Origin of the sequence: Paracoccus actinidiae, from assembly GCF_030863885.1 — a bacterium.
Taxonomy (GTDB): domain Bacteria; phylum Pseudomonadota; class Alphaproteobacteria; order Rhodobacterales; family Rhodobacteraceae; genus Paracoccus; species Paracoccus everestensis.
Genome location: NZ_CP132956.1, coordinates 857,059 through 874,145 on the forward strand (window position 1 = coordinate 857,059; position 17,087 = coordinate 874,145).

Below are 17,087 nucleotides of genomic sequence, written 5' to 3' on the forward strand. Positions count from 1 at the left end.
GACATGATGATCCACGACAACCGCCAGTGCCAACTGGGCGAGGGGGCGTTCTGGCACCCCGAGCGATGGCAGTTCTTCTGGTTCGACATCCTGGGCAAGCGGCTGTTGTCGCAGGACGGTGGCAAGCCCTTGGAGTGGCAGTTGGACCGCATGGCCTCGGCGGCGGGATGGATCGACCGCGACCGGCTGCTGGTCGCGACCGAGACCGGGCTGGCGATCCTGTCACTGGCCGCTGGATCGCTGGCCGATGTGGCCGCGGTCGAGGCTGACAATCCCGCCACCCGGTCCAACGACGGCCGCGCCGACCGGCAGGGCGGGTTCTGGTTCAGCACCATGGGCCGGAACGGAGAGCCTGGTTTGGGCGCCATCTATCGGTATCACCGGGGCGAGGTCCGCAAGCTGCTGGATCCCATCACCATCCCGAACTCGATCTGCTTTTCGCCCGATGGGGGGACGGTGCATTATTCTGACACGGATCGTGGCATTGTCTGGCGGCAGGGGCTGGATACGGACGGCTGGCCGGTGGGCGAGCGTCAGGTTTACCTGGATCTGTCCGCTGCGGGCTGGTCCCCCGACGGCGCGGTGATCGACGCCAGCGGCGGGTTCTGCTGCGCGATCTGGGGGCAGGGGGCGGTCATGCGGTTCGATGCCGACCGCCAGCGGACCCATGAATGGAAGGTCGGCGGACAGCACTCCTCGTGCCCGGCCTTTGGCGGGCCTGACCTGACGCAATTGCTGGTCACGACCGCCCTGGACGGGATCGACAATCCAGACGAGGCGCAGGGCACGACCTGGCTGCTGGACAGCGGCTTGGCCGGGTTGCCCGAACCCCGGGTGATCCTGTGACGGCATGGAACTTGCCTGACGGACGCCGCGTGGACCGGCTGACGCTGCGCGGCGGCGGGCTGACCGCGCAGCTGCTGACGCTGGGTGCGACCGTGCAGGATCTGCGGATGGACGGCGTGGACCATCCGTTGGTCCTCGGCTGCCCCGATCCGGCGGATTACCTGGGGGACGGGCTTTACATGGGCGCCATCGTGGGCCGCTTTGCCAACCGCATCGGTGGTGCGCGCTTCATGCTGGACGGGCAGGAATACCGGACCGACCCCAACTTCAAGGACCGCCACACGCTGCACGGCGGATCGCGCGGGACCAACTGGCATCTGTGGCAGGTCGAGGAGGCCCGCGACGACAATGCCATCCTGTCGCTGGCCCTGGCGGACGGGGATTTGGGCTTTCCCGGCGCCATGACCATCCGCGTCCGGATCACCCTGCGCGAAGGCGGGCTGGTCTTCGACATCGAAGCCCAGGCCGATGCGCCGACGCCTTGCAACCTGGCGCATCACGGCTACTTCAACCTCGACGGCGGGGGCGATGTGCGCAACCACCGGCTGCGCGTCGCGGCAGACCGCTATCTGCCCGTCGACGACGACCTGATCCCGCTGCCGGGCACGGCGCCCGTCCAGGGCACGCGCTTCGATTTCCGGCAGGCCCGAGAGATCGTGCCGGGGGAATACGACCACAACTTCTGCCTGTCCAAGGGTCCCGCCGCGCCGCGCGTGGTGGCGGACCTGACCGGGCAAAGCGGCATCCGGATGCAGATCGAGACGGACCAGCCGGGATTGCAGGTCTATGACGGTGTGCATTTCGGCGGGCTTCCGGGGCTGGACGGCCGCAGCTATGACCGTTTCGCGGGCGTCGCCCTGGAAACGCAGGGCTGGCCCGACGCGCCGAACCGCCCCGACTATCCGGATGCGATCCTGCGGCCCGGCCAGGTTTATCGCCACCACGCGGCCTACCGGTTCAGCCGATGACGGCGCTGATCGGCATCGACTGGGGCACCACCTCGTTCCGCGCCTGGCGGATGGGCGCGGGTGGCGAGGTGCTGGAAAGCGTGGGCGACGGTCCGGGCATTCTTGCCGCGGCCGGTTTGCCAGGCGGGTTCCGCCAGGCCGTGCAGGACCGGATCGGCAGTTGGCTGGGAACAGCTCCGGTCATCGCGTCGGGGATGATCACCAGCCGCAACGGCTGGGTCGAGACGCCCTATCTGCCGCTGCCCCTTGATGCTGCGGCCCTGGCCGCGAACCTGACCCTGCACGAGGGCGTCCACTTCGTGACCGGCGCGGTCAGCGACCCCGGCGGTCCCGCCCCCGACGTGATGCGCGGCGAGGAAACCGAGATCATCGGCCATCTGGCGGGCGGCGGGGGCGACGGCCTGTTCGTCTTGCCCGGCACCCACAGCAAATGGGCCTGGGCGCAAGGCGGCAGGCTGGTGGCCTTTCGCACCGTGATGACCGGAGAGGTCTTTGCCGCCCTGCGCGATCACACCATCCTGGGCCGCCTGATCCAGCCGGGCACGGGCAGCGAGGATGCCTTTCGGCGCGGGGTCCAGGCTGGGCGGCAGGACGGCGCACTGCTGGGCCGCATCTTCGCGGCCCGGACACTGGCGCTGATGGACCGGCTGGCCCCGGATGACATCGCCAACTATCTGTCGGGCCTGCTGATCGGGGACGAGGTCGCGCAAGGGACGCGGGACGCAAGCGGCCCGGTCACGATCATCGGGCGCGGCGATCTGGCTGCGCGTTACCAGACGGCATTCCAGATTATGGGTCTTGCAGCAAGGATCGCCCCGCCGGGCATGGCGCGGCGGGGCCTGTGGGAAATCGCCCGGATGGGAGGACTGACATGACCGACCTTGACACCGCCTTTGCCGCGAACCCGCTGATTGCGATCCTGCGCGGACTGAAACCTGACGAGGCCGCGGATACCGCCGCCGCCCTGACCGGCGCGGGTTTCACGATCCTGGAGGTGCCGCTGAATTCGCCCGACCCTCTGGACAGCATCAGGCGCATGGTCACGGCGGCCCCGGATGCGATCGTCGGCGCCGGCACGGTGCTGACACGGGATCAGGTGGGCCGGGTCGCCGATGCGGGCGGGCGGATCATCATCGCCCCGAACTTCGACCCTCGTGTCGCGGTCGAGGCGCGGCGCCTGTCCCTGGCCTATTGCCCCGGTGTCGGCACCGTCAGCGAAGCCTTTGCCGCCCTCGAGTCAGGAGCGGCCGCGCTCAAGCTGTTTCCGGCGGAAATGATTCCCCCTGCCGCTGTCCGGGCTATGCGCGCGGTGCTGCCGCGCGAAACCCGGCTGTTGCCAGTGGGCGGCATCGACCCGTCAACCATGGCGGGCTATGTCCGGGCGGGGGCGAACGGGTTCGGACTGGGATCGGCGCTTTACAAGCCAGGTCAGGATGCGGCGGCCACCGGCCGGCGGGCGCAGGATTTCATGGCCGCATGGCAGGCCTTGGGCGACCTGACTTAAGTTAACTGCCGGACCCGGCCGGGAACATTGCCGGCGGGCGTGCGTTTCAAGCCAAGCGCCGCAGGGGAAGGCGTGTCATACAATCCGGGAGAAACAGATGAAGCCCATTTACACAGGGGTTGTCGGCGCTGCCTTGCTGGCGATGACGACCGTTGCCGCACAGGCCGATTGCGCCGCAGAACTGGCAAGCCTGACGGAAGGCGCCTCGGCATCCGAAGGGATCGCCAAGGATGGATCTCTTGCACCGCTGGAAGGCGCTTCTGATGCGGCCGCAGGAACGGATGGTGCAGCCGCCGATGCCGCAGACACGGCGGAAGCAGCGGGCATGAACAGCGCAGCACCGACGGATACCCCGGCCAGCGGCACCGCCGCGACGGACACCGCCGCTTCGGGCACCGCCGCGACCGATACTGCCACGACAGGCACTACTGCGACGGACACCGCTGCTTCGGGCTCTGCCGCGACTGATACTGCTGCGACGGGCACTACTGCTTCGGGCACCGCCGCGACCGATACTGCTGCGACGGGCACCTCTGCGACAGGCACTGCGGCAACGGACACTGCCGCAGCGTCGGGCAGCGAGGGGATCGCCAAGGATGGATCCCATGTGCCGCTGGAAGACGCCTCCGGTCAGCAGGCCGGCGTTGCCATGTCGGGCGCCGATGCCCAGGCACAGCAGGAAGGCCAGCCCACTGCTGCCGAACAGGCGACCGGCGCCGCCGGCGATGCCTCGACCCGTGACGCGCATATCCAGGCCGCACGCGACGCGCTTGCAGCGGGCGACGAAGATGCCTGCATGAAGGCCGTGCAGGCGGCCCAGTCGTCCTGATGAAAGGGTGGCCGGGGGCAGCGTCCCCGGCTGCCTTGCCGGTTCATCGCCCATCCGGGCGAATAAGACTGGAATGCCGCGCCGCTTTCTGGTGAGAGAGGCGCCATCACAGCCTGGCCCCGGATGGACGACGCGATGAGCATACATCTTTACCCGAACGATCTTCCCGACGACCTGACCCTCGGCCCGGTCGTCGCCATCGACACGGAAACCATGGGCCTGGATCCCCGGCGCGACCGGCTGTGCCTGGTGCAGCTTTCCCTGGGCGACGGCGATGCGCATCTGGTCCAGATCGAACGCGGGCAGACCGAGGCGCCGAACCTGTGCCGGATGCTGACCGATCCGAAGGTTCTGAAGCTGTTCCATTTCGGGCGTTTCGACATTGCCGCCCTGGAAAATGCCTTTGGCGTGGTGACCGCGCCGGTCTGGTGCACCAAGATCGCCTCAAAGCTGGTGCGGACCTTTACCGACCGGCACGGGCTGAAATATCTGCTCAGCGAATTGGTGAATGTCGACGTCAGCAAGCAGCAGCAGACCAGCGACTGGGGCGCCCCCGACCTGACCGACGCGCAACTGGAATATGCCGCATCGGATGTCTTGCACCTGCACAAGCTGAAGGAAGCGTTGGAAGAACGGCTGCGGCGGGAAAACCGCATGGGCCTGGCGCAGGCCTGCTTCGATTTCCTGCCCGCCCGTGCCCATCTGGACCTGTTGGGCTGGGGGGATGAAAACGACATCTTCCGGCATTAAGTGCGGCAAGGCCGGGCGCTTCGACCCCGGAGTGCCCGAGGATATTTGCACCAAGATGAAAGCAGGCAGGTTGACGGATTATCTGGACACGGCGCGGCGGGTGATCCTGACCGAGGCGCAGGGGCTGGCCGTCCTGGCCGAGGGGCTGAACGGCGATTTCGCCCGCGCCGTCGATCTGATCCTGGGCGCGCAGGGACGCGTCATCGTGTCCGGCATGGGCAAGTCGGGTCATGTCGGGCGCAAGATCGCGGCGACGTTTGCCTCGACCGGAACGCCTGCGCAATTCGTTCATCCGGCCGAGGCAAGCCATGGCGACCTGGGCATGGTCACGCAAGCCGATGTGGCCCTGGTTCTGTCCAACAGCGGCGAGACGCCGGAACTGGCCGACCTGATCGCCCATACCCGCCGGTTCAAGATTCCGCTGATCGGCGTCGCCTCGCGGGCCGAATCGACGCTGCTGCGGCAGGCGGACGTGGCCCTGGTCCTGCCCGCCGCGCCCGAGGCCTGCGGCAGCGGCATCGTGCCCACCACCTCGACCACCATGACCTTGGCGCTTGGCGATGCCCTGGCGGTTGCCCTGATGGAACACAGGCAATTCACGCCTGAACATTTCCGCACCTTCCATCCCGGCGGCAAGCTGGGCGCCCGCCTTGCCAAGGTGGGCGACCTGATGCACCGCGATATGCCCCTGGTTCCCGCCGATGCGCCAATGTCGGACGCGCTGCTGGTGATCAGCCAGAAGGGATACGGCGTGACCGGCGTCACCGATGGGGCGGGGCATCTGGCCGGCATCATCACCGACGGCGATTTGCGTCGCCATATGCAGGGACTGCTGGACCACCGCGCGTCCGAGGTGATGACCCCGAACCCACGCGTGATCGCGCCCGACGCCCTGGCCGAATCCGCCCTGGCGCAGATGCAGGACCGCAAGATCACCTGCCTGTTTGCGGTGGCGGACGGAATGCCCCAGGGGATCCTGCATATCCACGACTGCCTTCGCGCCGGGATCGTTTGACCCATGAACCGGACACGCACCGTCCGCTGGCTGCGCGTGCTGCTGCCGTTGCTGGCCTTGGCGATGCTGTCCACGCTGTTTCTGTTTTCGCGCGGGAGAGACGGCGAATCGCAGATCCCCTATGCCGATGTGGATGCCGAGGCGATGGCCCGCGACCCGCGCCTGGTGGCCCCGGAATATGCGGGCGTGACACCGGACGGCGCCCAATTGACCCTGCGCGCGACCGAGGCCGCGCCCGCTGACGGCGGCGGCAGCGCCCGCGACCTGCGGCTGGACTGGCACCGGCCAGACGGCTTGCGCGCCGACCTGACCGCGCCCCGGGCCGGGCTGTCGGATGGCGCGATCCGGCTGGACGGAGGGGTGCGGATGACGACATCCTCGGGGTGGACGCTGGATGCGGACAGTGTCGAGGCCGCGACCGACCGATCACGCATTGCCGCGCAGGAGGGCGTGCAGGCGCAGGCCCCCTTTGGCAGCTTGACCGCCCAGCGGATGGAGCTTGCGCCGGGCGAAGGCCAGGACGCTTCAATCTTGAATTTCTCGGGCGATGTCCGTCTGATATACCGGCCCTGACCCACCAGAAGGACAAGCCATGCTGCGCCCCCTGCTGACAGCCCTGATCCTTGCGGCCGCCCCCGCGGCGGCGCAGAATGTCGCCTTTGGGGGCATCCGCGCCGATATCTCTGCCCCGGTCGAGGTTGCGGCGGACAACCTGTCGGTCAACCAAGCCGACGGCAGTGCGGTATTCACCGGCAATGTCGTTATCGGACAGGGAGAGATGCGCCTATCCGCCGACAGCGTGACCGTGATCTATGCCGAGGGCGGGCAAAGCCGGATCCGGTCGCTGGATGCCAAGGGCAACGTGACCCTGGTGTCGGGCCAAGACGCGGCCGAGGCCCAGGCTGCGACCTATGACGTGGAATCGGGCAATGTCACGCTGACCGGCGATGTGGTGCTGACCCAGGGGCAGAACGTGCTGACCGGCAACACCATGCAGGTGAACCTGGAATCGGGCACGGCGCAGGTCCAGGGCCGGGTGCGGTCCGTCCTGCAACCGGGCGGCAACTGATGCGGGGTGCGGCGGGGCGAACGGGCGACGGGCTGCGGGTCCGGGGCTTGCGCAAGTCTTATCGCAACCGTCCGGTGATCCGCGACGTGTCAGTCGATCTGGCACGCGGAGAGGTCGTGGCCCTGCTGGGTCCGAACGGATCGGGCAAGACCACTTGTTTTTACTGCATCGCGGGACTTGTGCCGCCCGATGCGGGACAGGTGCTGATCGACGGGCGCGACGCCACGCGCTTGCCGATGTTTCGCCGGGCGCGCATGGGCATCGGCTATCTGCCGCAGGAAATGTCGATCTTTCGCGGGCTGTCGGTCGAACAGAACATTATGGCCGTCTTGGAGGTCGTGTACGAGGATCCCCGCCACCGCCGTGACCGGCTGGAGGAACTGCTGGGCGATTTCTCCATCGAGCACCTGCGCGCCGCACCCGCGATGGCGCTTTCGGGGGGCGAGCGGCGGCGGGTTGAAATTGCGCGCTGCCTTGGCTCGGACCCCAGCTTCCTGCTGCTGGACGAACCCTTCGCGGGCGTCGACCCCATCGCCGTGGGCGAGATTCGCGGGCTGGTCCACGACCTGAAATTGCGCGGCATCGGCGTGCTGATCACCGATCACAACGTGCGCGAAACGCTGGGCATCGTGGACCGCGCCTATATCCTGCACGACGGGCACGTGCTGATGTCGGGCAGCACCGCGGAAATCGTCGCCGATCCCAAGGTGCGCGAAGTCTATCTGGGCGAAGGTTTCCAACTGGCCTGAGGCCAGGGCGCCCACGAAATCGTCTCACGGGAACGTGCGCCCCGTTGACAGAACCGATCCGCTGTCACCAGATTGATTCATGCGGGTGCGGCAGGAACCGTATCCCGCCACCCCCGTTTCCGCCCTGTGCCGGCAGACGGGCCGGCGCAGACGGGAACGGGCAACCGAGAGGAAAGACGATGCGCTATACCATCAGCGGAAAACAGATCGACATCGGCGAGGCACTCAGCACGCATGTGAAGACGCAAGTGGGCGAAACCATCGACAAGTATTCGCAGCGTCCTACTGACGCCACAGTGACATTTTCCAAAGATGCCCACCAATTCCTGTGCGATTCCGTGGTTCACCTGTCCACCGGGCTGAACGTGACCGCCCGTGGCGCTGCGACCGAGATCTATGCCGCATTCGAAGCCTGCCGCGAAAAGATGGACAAGCAGCTTCGCCGTTACAAGCGCCGTTTGAAAGATCACCACAAAGACAGGTCGGGGCCGGTTGAATTCGGCCAGGCAGGGACGTATGTGCTGGCCGCTGACGAGGATGAGTGGGAAGCGCAGGACAGCGGCCTGCAACCGATCATCATCGCCGAGATGGAGACCCGTGTCCCGACCCTGTCGGTTGGCGATGCGGTGATGCAGATGGAACTGTCGGGGACGCCGCTTCTGGTGTTCCGCAACGAAAAACACGGGGGCGTCAATGTGGTCCACCGCCGCGACGACGGCAATGTGGGCTGGATCGACCCGCGCGGCAACAGCTGAGGCTGCCGGCGGAACGCCTGAACCGATGCGCCCCTGCCTTTGCGGGGGCGCTTGATCCTTGGGAAAGACGCAAGCCATGCAGTTGACCGAAATCCTCAGACCAGGCGCCGTGCGGTCGCTGGGACAGGTAACGTCGAAAAAGCGCCTGTTCCAGGAATTGGCCGACCTGGCCCATGCCGAATACGGCCTGAACGCGACCGAGGTTCTGGACGCGCTGCAGGAACGCGAAAGCCTGGGGCCAACCGGCGTAGGGCAGGGCGTGGCGCTGCCCCATGCGCGGCTGCATGGATTGGATGCGGTCGTGGGCCTGTTCGTGCGCCTGGACAAGCCCCTGGATTTCGACGCAGTGGATCGCCAGCCGGTCGATCTGATCTTTGGCTTGCTTGCCCCCGAAACCAGCGGCGTCGATCACCTCAAGGCGCTTGCCCTGGTGTCCCGCACCCTGCGCGACACCGACTTGCGGGCCAAGCTGCGCGCCAACGATGATCCGGTGGCGCTGCACGCTGTTTTGGCCACCCAAGGCGTCAAGGCCGCATAAAGGTTAGGCTCGGCGGCGATTCGGTCCTATACAAGGCTTCCACCCAAGGAAGGAGGCCGACAATGACCAAGCCGATCACTGACCAGCCCCAGGCCAAGGGGGCGGCCCGCCTGCGCGAATTTACGCGCCACGAACGGGAATCGCGCACCCACCCCGCCATCGCGATGCTGCGATCCCGCCCGCAAACCCGCAGCGAAGAAAACCGCAAGGTCGTCGAATACGCGCGGATCGAGCGCGGGAAGACGGGTTGAGGCCCAGAGTATGGGCCGTCCGGAAAAGGGCGGCCTTTTCTTGGGGCAGGACGCCGCCTGTCGCTAGTCGTCCCGGCTCGGACCGTCGATCACCCGCTCCGCGGAAGCGAAATTAGAAACCGACACCAAGTCTCTTGAGGACAGGCCGCTGCTGGCAAGGTCATAGGGACTGTGCAAACGGCCAGCCTCGACCTCGACCTGGGCCGCCTTCGAGATTCCTGGCGCAGATTCAGGCCTTTCATGGGCGTCTTGCGCCGAAACTGCCTGGGCAGTGATCGAAAGCAGGGATGCAGTGGCGACATATATGAGTAATCTTGACATGACGAACTCCATTATCCGAGGCGCTGTGCGCACTCGGTTGTTCAAGGGTGAAAGTGCGGTCTCATCTAGGCAACATTCATTTCAGCGGCGCGGGATGAGACAGCACCAGGGTTGCCAACGCCGAAGCCTGACGGCGTTGGGATGGTGCTTATTCTGAATAGCCTCGTAGCCGTTCCAAGCCTGCAAAGGCTTGACGGCCTGCCCATTGCTGGGTCCGTGATTGCAATGTCGCGGTCAGGAACGGTTGCGACAGCCTAGAGGCACGCAACCGGCGTGTAGCTGATCGGTTTGCCCGACCTCAAGCCTAAGCTTGACGCCGATCGCGCACCAAGTTGACTGGGCTTTTCTTGACGGATCAAAGGCATGTTGCTTATTGCTTGTGAAATCCTGCCATTAGAATTTCCTATTTACAGTTGACCATGCTGCCGAAGCTTCTGCGGTCTGAAAGGCAAATTCCTCACAGGTATCCCAGAAAGCAAGTCCAAGCAGATCGCATGAACGGCGGCATGAGATATATTATATTGCAACTATCTGAATTTACAATTCACGTAATTGGTATGTATCAATTGCATATTGCTGTTTTTAGGTAATGCCACGGGAAATAATAAATGTTTTTATATTATTTATAACCTCTGATTGCGCAAATGATAGGCTCTGCATGGCATTATCAGGATAATGATGATCTGAAGAAATGCTGGTCGCTGATGTCAGTCAATTTCACCCCAAGAGGCGTGCTTTCACCTGCCCAGCAGTGGCAGTGAAAGAGGGCCACCCCTGTTGGGGCAACCATCCTTGTCCTTACGCCCTGACCAGACGCTCGTAATCTTCGGCCACCTGCCGCGTCGTCTGCCCGACCTGGAAATGCCAGTCCCCGATCTGACCGACCGGCGTCACCTCGGCAGCGGTTCCGGTCAGGAAGCATTCCTGGAAATCCTCCAGTTCCTCGGGACGGATGCGGCGTTCGTGGACCGTGGTGCCGTTGTCCTTCAGCATCTGGATGATGGTTTGGCGCGTGATGCCGTTCAGGAAGCGGTCGGCCTGCGGGGTATGGACCTCTCCGTCGCGGATGAAGAAGATGTTGGCGCCGGTCGCCTCGGCCACATAGCCTTCCCAATCCATGAACAGCGCATCCGAACAGCCCTTGGCCTCGGCCGCGTGCTTGGACATGGTGCAGATCATGTAAAGGCCCGCAGCCTTCGCCGCGGTGGGGATGGTTTCGGGCGACGGGCGCTTCCATTTGGCCACGTCCAGCTTGGCGCCCTGCCACTTGGCGTCGCCGTAATAGCTGCCCCATTCCCAGACGGCGACCGCCATGCGAACCGGATTGCGCACCGCCGAAACGCCCATGTCGGGGCCGGACCCGCGCCACATCACCGCGCGGACATAAGCGTTGGTCAGCCCGTTGGCCTGTAGCACGGCCTCTTTCGCGGCGTCGATCTGCTCTGCTGAATAGGGCGATTCCATGTCCAGCAGGCGGGCCGATTCGATCAGCCTCAGGGAATGTTCGTGGCCCTTGAAGATCTTGCCGTCATAGCAGCGCTCGCCCTCGAAGACCGAGCTTGCATAATGCAGGGCATGGGTCAGGATATGTACATTCGCGTCGCGCCAATCGACCAGTTCGCCGTCCATCCAGATCTTGCCGTCGCGATCGTCGTATGCGCCCGTCATCATTCTCTCCAAAATCAGTCCGGGATTTTGCGGATCTTGCGCGGGTCCGCCCGGGATCGGCCCTTTTGTTGCGCGAAGCCCTTGACGCCTAGCAATCGAATCTTGGAAAGTCAACAAGACTGCCCTATCAGTGCGGCATTGGGAAAGGATGGACCATGGTCGAGACGCTTCGCGTTCATACCCTGATGGGCGAGGATCTGCTGTTTCTGACCGATGATCAGATCCGGCGCGGGATCGAGGCGATGTTCTTTGCCTATCGTGCCTTTACCGCCGATCCGGACCTGATCCTGACGGGAATGGACTACGGGCGCGCCCATCACCGTGCGCTGCACTTCATCCACCGCGATCCGGGCCTGACGGTCACCGCCCTGCTGGCGGTGCTGGGGGTGACCAAACAGTCGCTGAACCGCGTCCTGCGCACCTTGATCGAGGATGGGTTGGTTGAAAGCCGCGTGGGCCGGCGCGACCGACGCGAACGCCACCTGCACCTGACGGCCGAGGGCGCGGCCCTGGAACGCCGCCTGTCCGAGGCGCAGCGGGCGCGGATGCGCCAGGCCTATCGTGCCGCCGGGCCGCAGGCGGTGGCGGGCTTTCGTCAGGTGTTGGAGGCGATGATGGACCCCGAGACGCGGGCGCAGTATCAGTCCATGAAGGATCTGCCCGAATAAAGGCCTGCCATGAGCCAGTCTGATGCCCATCTGCTGATCGTCGACGACGACGAACGCATTCGTGCGCTGCTGGGGCGTTTCTTGCGCAAGAACGGATTCCTGGTGACGCTGGCGCGCGACGCGGCGCAGGCCCGGCGGCTGCTGGCGGGGCTGGACTTCGACATGATCGTGCTGGACGTGATGATGCCGGGCGAGGATGGATTTGCCCTGACCCGCAGCTTGCGCGAAAGGTTGACCACGCCCATCCTGCTGCTGACCGCGCGAGGCGAGACCGAGGACCGGATCACCGGGCTGGAGGTAGGCGCCGACGACTACCTGCCCAAGCCCTTCGAGCCGCGGGAACTGCTGCTGCGCATCAACGCCATCCTGCGGCGCATCCCCGCGCCCGAGATGCACCAGCCGAAATTCCTGACCCTGGGGGCGCTGCGATACGACATAGACAAGGGCGAATTGTGGCAAGGGGAAAGCCACCTGCGCCTGACCGGCACGGAACAGGCGCTGCTGCGGCGCCTTGCCGCCAGCCGGGGCGAACCCGTCAGCCGCGCCGACCTGATCGACGATCTGGGCCGGGGCCCCGGCGACGAGGCCGAGAATTCCGAACGCGCCATCGACGTGCAGATCACCCGGTTGCGCCGCAAGATCGAACCCGATCCCAGGGAACCGCGATTTTTGCAAACCGTGCGCGGCACCGGCTATATGCTGGTGGTGGACTAGTGGACCGGGTGATCTGGCAGGGGGCCGAACTGGACGGGGAAACCGCGCTTGCCTTGCTGGAATGGCAGGCGGAAATGGGCGTGGACGAACCCATGCTGGACGCCCCGCTGGACCGCTTCGACCTGGCGGCCCCACCGGCGCCTGTTCAGCCGCAGATCCCCTTGGCCCCCCCTCCGGCGCCCGCCCTGTCCCTCACGTCCGAGGGTGACGACCTGCCTGCCCGTGTGTCCCAGGCCGAGGCTTTGGCGGCCGCTTGCGACACGCTGGACGCCCTGGCTGCCGCGCAGGAACGCTTTGACGGGATCGAGCTGAAGAAAGGCGCGCGGAATTTCTGCTTTGCCGACGGAAATCCGGCGGCCCGCGTCCTGATTCTGGGCGAGGCGCCGGGAGACGAGGAGGACCGTCAGGGCCGTCCCTTTGTCGGTCGCGCGGGGCAGATGCTGGATCGGATGGTCGGGGCCATCGGATTGTCGCGCCAGGCAACGGATGCGGAAAAGGCGATCTATATCACCAACGTCCTGACCTGGCGTCCGCCCGGCAACCGCGACCCCCGCCCGGACGAGATTGCCGTCAGCCTGCCGTTCCTGCGCCGCCATATCGACCTGGCCGCGCCCGACCTGATCGTGCTGATGGGCAACATCGCCTGCGACGCAGGCCTGGGTCGGCGCGGCATCCTGCGCCTGCGCGGCCATTGGGACCAGGCGTTCGGCCGTCCCGCGCTGCCCATGACCCACCCGGCCTATCTGTTGCGCAATCCCCCTGCCAAACGGGAAGCCTGGGCCGACCTGTTGTCGCTGTCGGCGCGGCTGGACTAGCCCGCGCAGCCCCGCATCTCGACCGCGCCATCGTCGTTCACCAAGGTGAACACCAGCCGGTCCCGTGGCAGGTCGAAAGGGGCGGCCTGGGGCGGGACGAAATCGGCCGTCAGCGTCGTGACGCCCCCATCCGTGCGCAATTCGGTTCCCGAAGCCCAGACTTCGGGATCTGCCAGCTCCATTGCCGCCAGGGCGACAGGGCCGGGCACGGTGGCAGTGACGCGCATCCCGTCGTCGATCGGTTCCAGCGTGCAGGCGGGGCGGCCGGGGTCGGGCCGGGGCACCCGGTCCATGGCCGACTGGATCACGGGGTCGGGGGTGGCGGTCGCCGCATCCCCTCTCAGAACGACATGGGCGGGAACGCAGATATCCTTGCACAGCCCGAAATCCACGGTGACCGCCAGATCGACGGCTTGGCCGGGATCGGCGGGACGCGCGGTAAAGGGCAGGACCAGCCGGTCGTGATAGCCAAGCGCCACGCCCTCGCCGGACGGGACGGCCTGGGGTGCAGGCCAGTGCAGGACCAGTTCGCCCAGGTTGTCCGATCCCGACCAGTCGAAGACCGGGGGCAGCCCGCTGTCGCCGGGATTGCGCCAATAGGTCTTCCAGCCGGGGTCCAGCCGGAACTCGATGGCCCCGATGCGGCTTCCATCTGACTGGGTCCATCCCGGCAGGATGCGCGCGCCGGTCAAGCCCGGGGCCGGGCTTTCGGCGGCCAGGGGCAATGCGGCCAGGCACAGGCAGGAAAGGGTCAAGGCGGAACGGATCATGGCCCAAGCAGTAGCGGTTGGCGGGCCCCGGATGAAGTCACAATTCTGCGCAGGCCTTGCAACAAGACCCGCCAAAGCCGATTTTGGAAGGGAAGGAGAACAGATGAGCAGTCCCGACATTCACGGCAACCGGTCCGGCGGCACCCCTTCTGGCAGCGCGGACCATTCCAACCTGACCGGCAAGATCCTGATCGCCATGCCGGGCATGGCCGATCCGCGCTTTGAACGGTCGGTCGTTCTGATCTGCGCCCATACCGACGAGGGCGCGATGGGCCTGGTCCTTAACCGCCCGCTGCCCGAGATCGACTTTGGCGATCTTCTGGAACAGCTTGGCATCTCTACCGACGCCTCGGCCCGGCGGATCGAGGTGCGGTTCGGCGGCCCGGTCGAACCGGGACGCGGCTTCGTGCTGCACAACGTCCCCGAACATGGCGACGACCCGGAAGGGCGGCTGCGCATCGGCCGGACGCTGGCGATGACCACCACCCGCGACATTCTTGAGGATCTGGCGAATGGCCAAGGCCCGGATTCGGCGGTGCTGGCGCTTGGCTATGCCGGATGGGGTCCGGGACAGCTTGAAGACGAGATGCTGCAAAACGGCTGGCTGACGGGCGACGGCGCCGATGAACTGATCTTCAGCGCCGCTCACTCCGACAAATGGCAGGCGGCCCTGCGCGCCCAGGGCATCGACCCGTCGCTGCTGTCCGCTGCGGCGGGCCGGGCCTGAGGCACCGCCTATTCGGCGGCGCTTCTGCGGGGCAGCACCCAGTTCGGGCGCGGGAAATGGCAGGTATAGCCGTTCGGGAACCGTTCCAGGTAATCCTGGTGTTCGGGTTCGGCTTCCCAGAAATCCCCCACCGGCTCGACCTCGGTCACGACCCTGCCCGGCCACAGGCCCGACGCGTTGACATCCGCAATGGTGTCCTCGGCTACCTGCTTTTGGTCGTCATCCGTGTAATAGATCGCCGAACGATAGCTGGGACCGATGTCGTTGCCCTGCCGGTTCGGCGTGGTCGGATCATGGATCTGGAAGAACACCTCCAGCAGCTTGCGATAGGTGATGATGCCGGGATCGAAGACGATCTCGATCCCCTCGGCATGGTTGCCGTGGTTGCGATAGGTGGCATTGGGAATGTCACCGCCGGTATAGCCCACGCGCGTCGTGATGACGCCCGGCAGCCGCCGGATCAGATCCTGCATCCCCCAGAAGCAGCCGCCCGCAAGAACCGCGCGTTCGGTCATTGGCCCGCCTCCTCGACCTGGGGCAGGTATTGTCCGTAACCCTCTGCCTCCATCCGGTCCTTGGGGACGAACCGCAGGGACGCGGAATTGATGCAGTACCGCAGGCCCCCGGCCTCGCGTGGGCCGTCTGGAAAGACATGGCCCAGATGGCTGTCGCCGTGCTTCGACCGGACCTCGATGCGGACCATTCCGTAGGAAACGTCACGGTGTTCGGTCACGTTGCCCTCGATCGGCTTGGTGAAGGCAGGCCAGCCGCATCCGGAATTGTATTTCGTGGTCGACACGAACAGCGGTTCGCCCGAAACGATGTCCACATAAAGGCCAGGTTCGAAATGATGGTCGTATTCGCCGGTAAAGGCGCGTTCGGTGCCGTTTTCCTGGGTGACGCGGTATTGTTCGGGCGTCAGCCGGGCCACGGCATCGGGGGTCTTCTGATAGGCCATGCTTGTCCTCCGCTGGTCCTTTGTCGTCCCCATATGGGGACGCCGGGATCAGATCGCAAAGGTCAGCCGAAGATTGCGGCGCGGGCTTCGGCATATTCGGCCGCCAGGCGGTCGATGCGCGTGGCGGCGGGCACGATGTCGCGCACGGCCCCGATGCCCTGGCCGGATCCCCAGACCTGGCTCCAGGCCTTGGCCTTGGAGGCGTTGCCGCCAAAGTTCATGGCCGACGGATCGGCCCCTTCCAGGGCGTCGGGATCCATTCCCGCCGCGCGGATCGATGGCGCGAGGTAATTCCCGGACACCCCCGTGAACAGCGACGAGGTGACGATATCCATGGCGCCGCTGTTCACGATCATCTGCTTGTAATCGGGGGTCGCATTCGCCTCGGTCGTCGCGATGAAGGGGCTGCCGATATAGGCCAGATCCGCCCCCATGGCCTGGGCTGCCAGCACCGCCCGCCCTGTCGCGATGGCGCCCGACAGCAGCAGCGGTCCGTCAAACCAGTCGCGGATTTCCTGGATCAGGGCAAAGGGCGACTGCGGCCCCGCATGGCCGCCTGCGCCCGCCGCCACCGCGATCAGCCCGTCCGCGCCCTTTTCAATGGCCTTTCTGGCAAACACGTTGTTGATCACGTCATGCAGCGCGATCCCGCCGCAATCATGGGCGGCCTGGTTCACCTCGACCCGCGCGCCCAGGGACGTGATCCAGATCGGCACCTTGTGGCGGTGGCAAATCTCGATGTCGCGCTCCAGCCGGGCATTGCTGCGATGGACGATCTGGTTGACGGCAAAGGGCGCTGCGGGCCGGTCGGGATTGGCCTGGTTGTGGCGGTCCAGTTCGGTGGCGATGCGGGTCAGCCAGGCGTCCAGCAAGGGCTGTTCGCCATCCTTTTCGCGCGCGTTCAGCGCGGGAAAGCTGCCGACGATGCCCGCCTTGCATTGCGCGATCACCAGATCCGGTCCCGAGACGATGAACATGGGCGAGGCCACGACGGGAATGCGCAGGCTGGACAGGATGGGGGGCAGCATGAAATCCTCCGAATTTCGGGCACGATGGCTTGCCGGCTGGCAGCGGGCAACCCTGACGCGACGGAAAAACTCACGCCATGGTGAACCTTATGGCACGGCGGGGGGTTGGGTCTTGTCACCCGTTGCAAAGGAGAATGCGCGCCG

The 17,087-nt window shown here is 65.7% G+C and carries 22 protein-coding genes; 17 read left to right on the plus strand and 5 right to left on the minus strand.

The features are described from left to right. Nucleotides 1-3: 3 nt before the first annotated feature. From Q5701_RS04290 to Q5701_RS04350, 13 genes are all read left to right on the plus strand, one after another. Nucleotides 4-846, plus strand: coding sequence for an SMP-30/gluconolactonase/LRE family protein (locus Q5701_RS04290; protein ID WP_306753941.1), 843 nt, complete (start codon nucleotides 4-6; stop codon nucleotides 844-846). 11 nt (nucleotides 847-857) lie between these two features. Beyond that, nucleotides 858-1,814 carry an aldose epimerase family protein gene (locus tag Q5701_RS04295; protein ID WP_306753942.1) on the plus strand — a complete coding sequence of 319 codons (957 nt, stop codon included), beginning with the start codon at nucleotides 858-860 and terminating at the stop codon, nucleotides 1,812-1,814. Beyond that, nucleotides 1,811-2,689, plus strand: coding sequence for a 2-dehydro-3-deoxygalactonokinase (locus tag Q5701_RS04300; protein ID WP_306753943.1), 879 nt, complete (start codon nucleotides 1,811-1,813; stop codon nucleotides 2,687-2,689). Before Q5701_RS04295 ends, Q5701_RS04300 begins: the two co-directional genes overlap by 4 nt. After that, the gene (locus tag Q5701_RS04305; protein ID WP_306753944.1) at nucleotides 2,686-3,318 is read left to right on the plus strand and encodes a 2-dehydro-3-deoxy-6-phosphogalactonate aldolase; all 633 of its coding nucleotides are present in this window, start codon (nucleotides 2,686-2,688) and stop codon (nucleotides 3,316-3,318) included. Before Q5701_RS04300 ends, Q5701_RS04305 begins: the two co-directional genes overlap by 4 nt. Before the next feature lie 97 nt (nucleotides 3,319-3,415). After that, entirely contained in the window at nucleotides 3,416-4,147 is a 732-nt protein-coding gene (locus tag Q5701_RS04310; RefSeq protein ID WP_306753946.1) for a hypothetical protein, read from the plus strand. Between the two features lie 135 nt (nucleotides 4,148-4,282). Beyond that, entirely contained in the window at nucleotides 4,283-4,897 is a 615-nt protein-coding gene (locus tag Q5701_RS04315; protein ID WP_306753947.1) for a ribonuclease D, read from the plus strand. Between the two features lie 55 nt (nucleotides 4,898-4,952). Further along, the gene (locus tag Q5701_RS04320; RefSeq protein ID WP_306753948.1) at nucleotides 4,953-5,912 is read left to right on the plus strand and encodes a KpsF/GutQ family sugar-phosphate isomerase; all 960 of its coding nucleotides are present in this window, start codon (nucleotides 4,953-4,955) and stop codon (nucleotides 5,910-5,912) included. 3 nt (nucleotides 5,913-5,915) lie between these two features. Next, nucleotides 5,916-6,485: a hypothetical protein gene (locus Q5701_RS04325; protein WP_306753949.1), complete on the plus strand. Its 570-nt coding sequence runs from the start codon at nucleotides 5,916-5,918 to the stop codon at nucleotides 6,483-6,485. A 19-nt stretch (nucleotides 6,486-6,504) separates the two neighbouring features. Then, nucleotides 6,505-6,981: a lipopolysaccharide transport periplasmic protein LptA gene (gene lptA, locus Q5701_RS04330; protein WP_234853991.1), complete on the plus strand. Its 477-nt coding sequence runs from the start codon at nucleotides 6,505-6,507 to the stop codon at nucleotides 6,979-6,981. Beyond that, on the plus strand, nucleotides 6,981-7,730 hold the full coding sequence (lptB, locus tag Q5701_RS04335) for an LPS export ABC transporter ATP-binding protein (RefSeq protein ID WP_306753950.1): 750 nt from the start codon (nucleotides 6,981-6,983) through the stop codon (nucleotides 7,728-7,730). The genes lptA and lptB overlap by 1 nt, the downstream gene beginning before the upstream one ends. A gap of 179 nt (nucleotides 7,731-7,909) precedes the next feature. Then, entirely contained in the window at nucleotides 7,910-8,485 is a 576-nt protein-coding gene (gene hpf, locus Q5701_RS04340) for a ribosome hibernation-promoting factor, HPF/YfiA family (RefSeq protein WP_234853989.1), read from the plus strand. A 76-nt stretch (nucleotides 8,486-8,561) separates the two neighbouring features. Continuing rightward, nucleotides 8,562-9,023, plus strand: a complete 462-nt coding sequence (locus Q5701_RS04345; RefSeq protein ID WP_234853988.1) for a PTS sugar transporter subunit IIA — start codon at nucleotides 8,562-8,564, stop codon at nucleotides 9,021-9,023. A 62-nt stretch (nucleotides 9,024-9,085) separates the two neighbouring features. Then, a complete protein-coding gene (locus Q5701_RS04350) occupies nucleotides 9,086-9,274 on the plus strand; it encodes a hypothetical protein (RefSeq protein ID WP_306753951.1) in 189 nt (62 codons plus the stop codon). Nucleotides 9,275-10,393: 1,119 nt separating this feature from the next. Here Q5701_RS04350 and Q5701_RS04355 read toward each other — a convergent pair. Continuing rightward, on the minus strand, nucleotides 10,394-11,263 hold the full coding sequence (locus tag Q5701_RS04355; RefSeq protein WP_306755336.1) for a branched-chain amino acid aminotransferase: 870 nt from the start codon (nucleotides 11,261-11,263) through the stop codon (nucleotides 10,394-10,396). 155 nt (nucleotides 11,264-11,418) lie between these two features. On the opposite strand from Q5701_RS04355, the gene Q5701_RS04360 reads away from it, so the two are divergent. The 3 genes from Q5701_RS04360 to Q5701_RS04370 all read left to right on the plus strand — a co-directional run bounded on the left by Q5701_RS04360 (nucleotide 11,419) and on the right by Q5701_RS04370 (nucleotide 13,460). Then, the gene (locus tag Q5701_RS04360; protein WP_234853985.1) at nucleotides 11,419-11,931 is read left to right on the plus strand and encodes a MarR family winged helix-turn-helix transcriptional regulator; all 513 of its coding nucleotides are present in this window, start codon (nucleotides 11,419-11,421) and stop codon (nucleotides 11,929-11,931) included. Nucleotides 11,932-11,940: 9 nt separating this feature from the next. After that, nucleotides 11,941-12,645: a response regulator gene (locus Q5701_RS04365; RefSeq protein ID WP_306753952.1), complete on the plus strand. Its 705-nt coding sequence runs from the start codon at nucleotides 11,941-11,943 to the stop codon at nucleotides 12,643-12,645. Nucleotides 12,646-12,719: 74 nt separating this feature from the next. After that, nucleotides 12,720-13,460 carry a uracil-DNA glycosylase gene (locus tag Q5701_RS04370; protein ID WP_306755337.1) on the plus strand — a complete coding sequence of 247 codons (741 nt, stop codon included), beginning with the start codon at nucleotides 12,720-12,722 and terminating at the stop codon, nucleotides 13,458-13,460. Here Q5701_RS04370 and Q5701_RS04375 read toward each other — a convergent pair. After that, on the minus strand, nucleotides 13,457-14,230 hold the full coding sequence (locus Q5701_RS04375) for a protein-disulfide reductase DsbD domain-containing protein (protein ID WP_306753953.1): 774 nt from the start codon (nucleotides 14,228-14,230) through the stop codon (nucleotides 13,457-13,459). The two genes, Q5701_RS04370 and Q5701_RS04375, sit on opposite strands and share 4 nt — an antisense overlap. 196 nt (nucleotides 14,231-14,426) lie before the next feature. Here Q5701_RS04375 and Q5701_RS04380 point away from each other — a divergent pair, with 196 nt between their 5' ends. Continuing rightward, complete coding sequence (locus Q5701_RS04380) at nucleotides 14,427-14,957, plus strand: YqgE/AlgH family protein (protein WP_234855837.1); 531 nt, start codon at nucleotides 14,427-14,429, stop codon at nucleotides 14,955-14,957. A gap of 8 nt (nucleotides 14,958-14,965) precedes the next feature. Here the strand turns inward: Q5701_RS04380 and msrA are convergent, their stop codons facing one another. From msrA to Q5701_RS04395, 3 genes are all read right to left on the minus strand, one after another. Then, nucleotides 14,966-15,472, minus strand: a complete 507-nt coding sequence (gene msrA / locus Q5701_RS04385) for a peptide-methionine (S)-S-oxide reductase MsrA (protein WP_306753954.1) — start codon at nucleotides 15,470-15,472, stop codon at nucleotides 14,966-14,968. After that, a complete protein-coding gene (msrB, locus tag Q5701_RS04390) occupies nucleotides 15,469-15,915 on the minus strand; it encodes a peptide-methionine (R)-S-oxide reductase MsrB (RefSeq protein ID WP_306753955.1) in 447 nt (148 codons plus the stop codon). Before msrB ends, msrA begins: the two co-directional genes overlap by 4 nt. Nucleotides 15,916-15,977: 62 nt before the next feature. Beyond that, nucleotides 15,978-16,943, minus strand: coding sequence for an NAD(P)H-dependent flavin oxidoreductase (locus tag Q5701_RS04395; RefSeq protein WP_306753957.1), 966 nt, complete (start codon nucleotides 16,941-16,943; stop codon nucleotides 15,978-15,980). Between the last annotated feature and the right edge of the window lie 144 nt (nucleotides 16,944-17,087).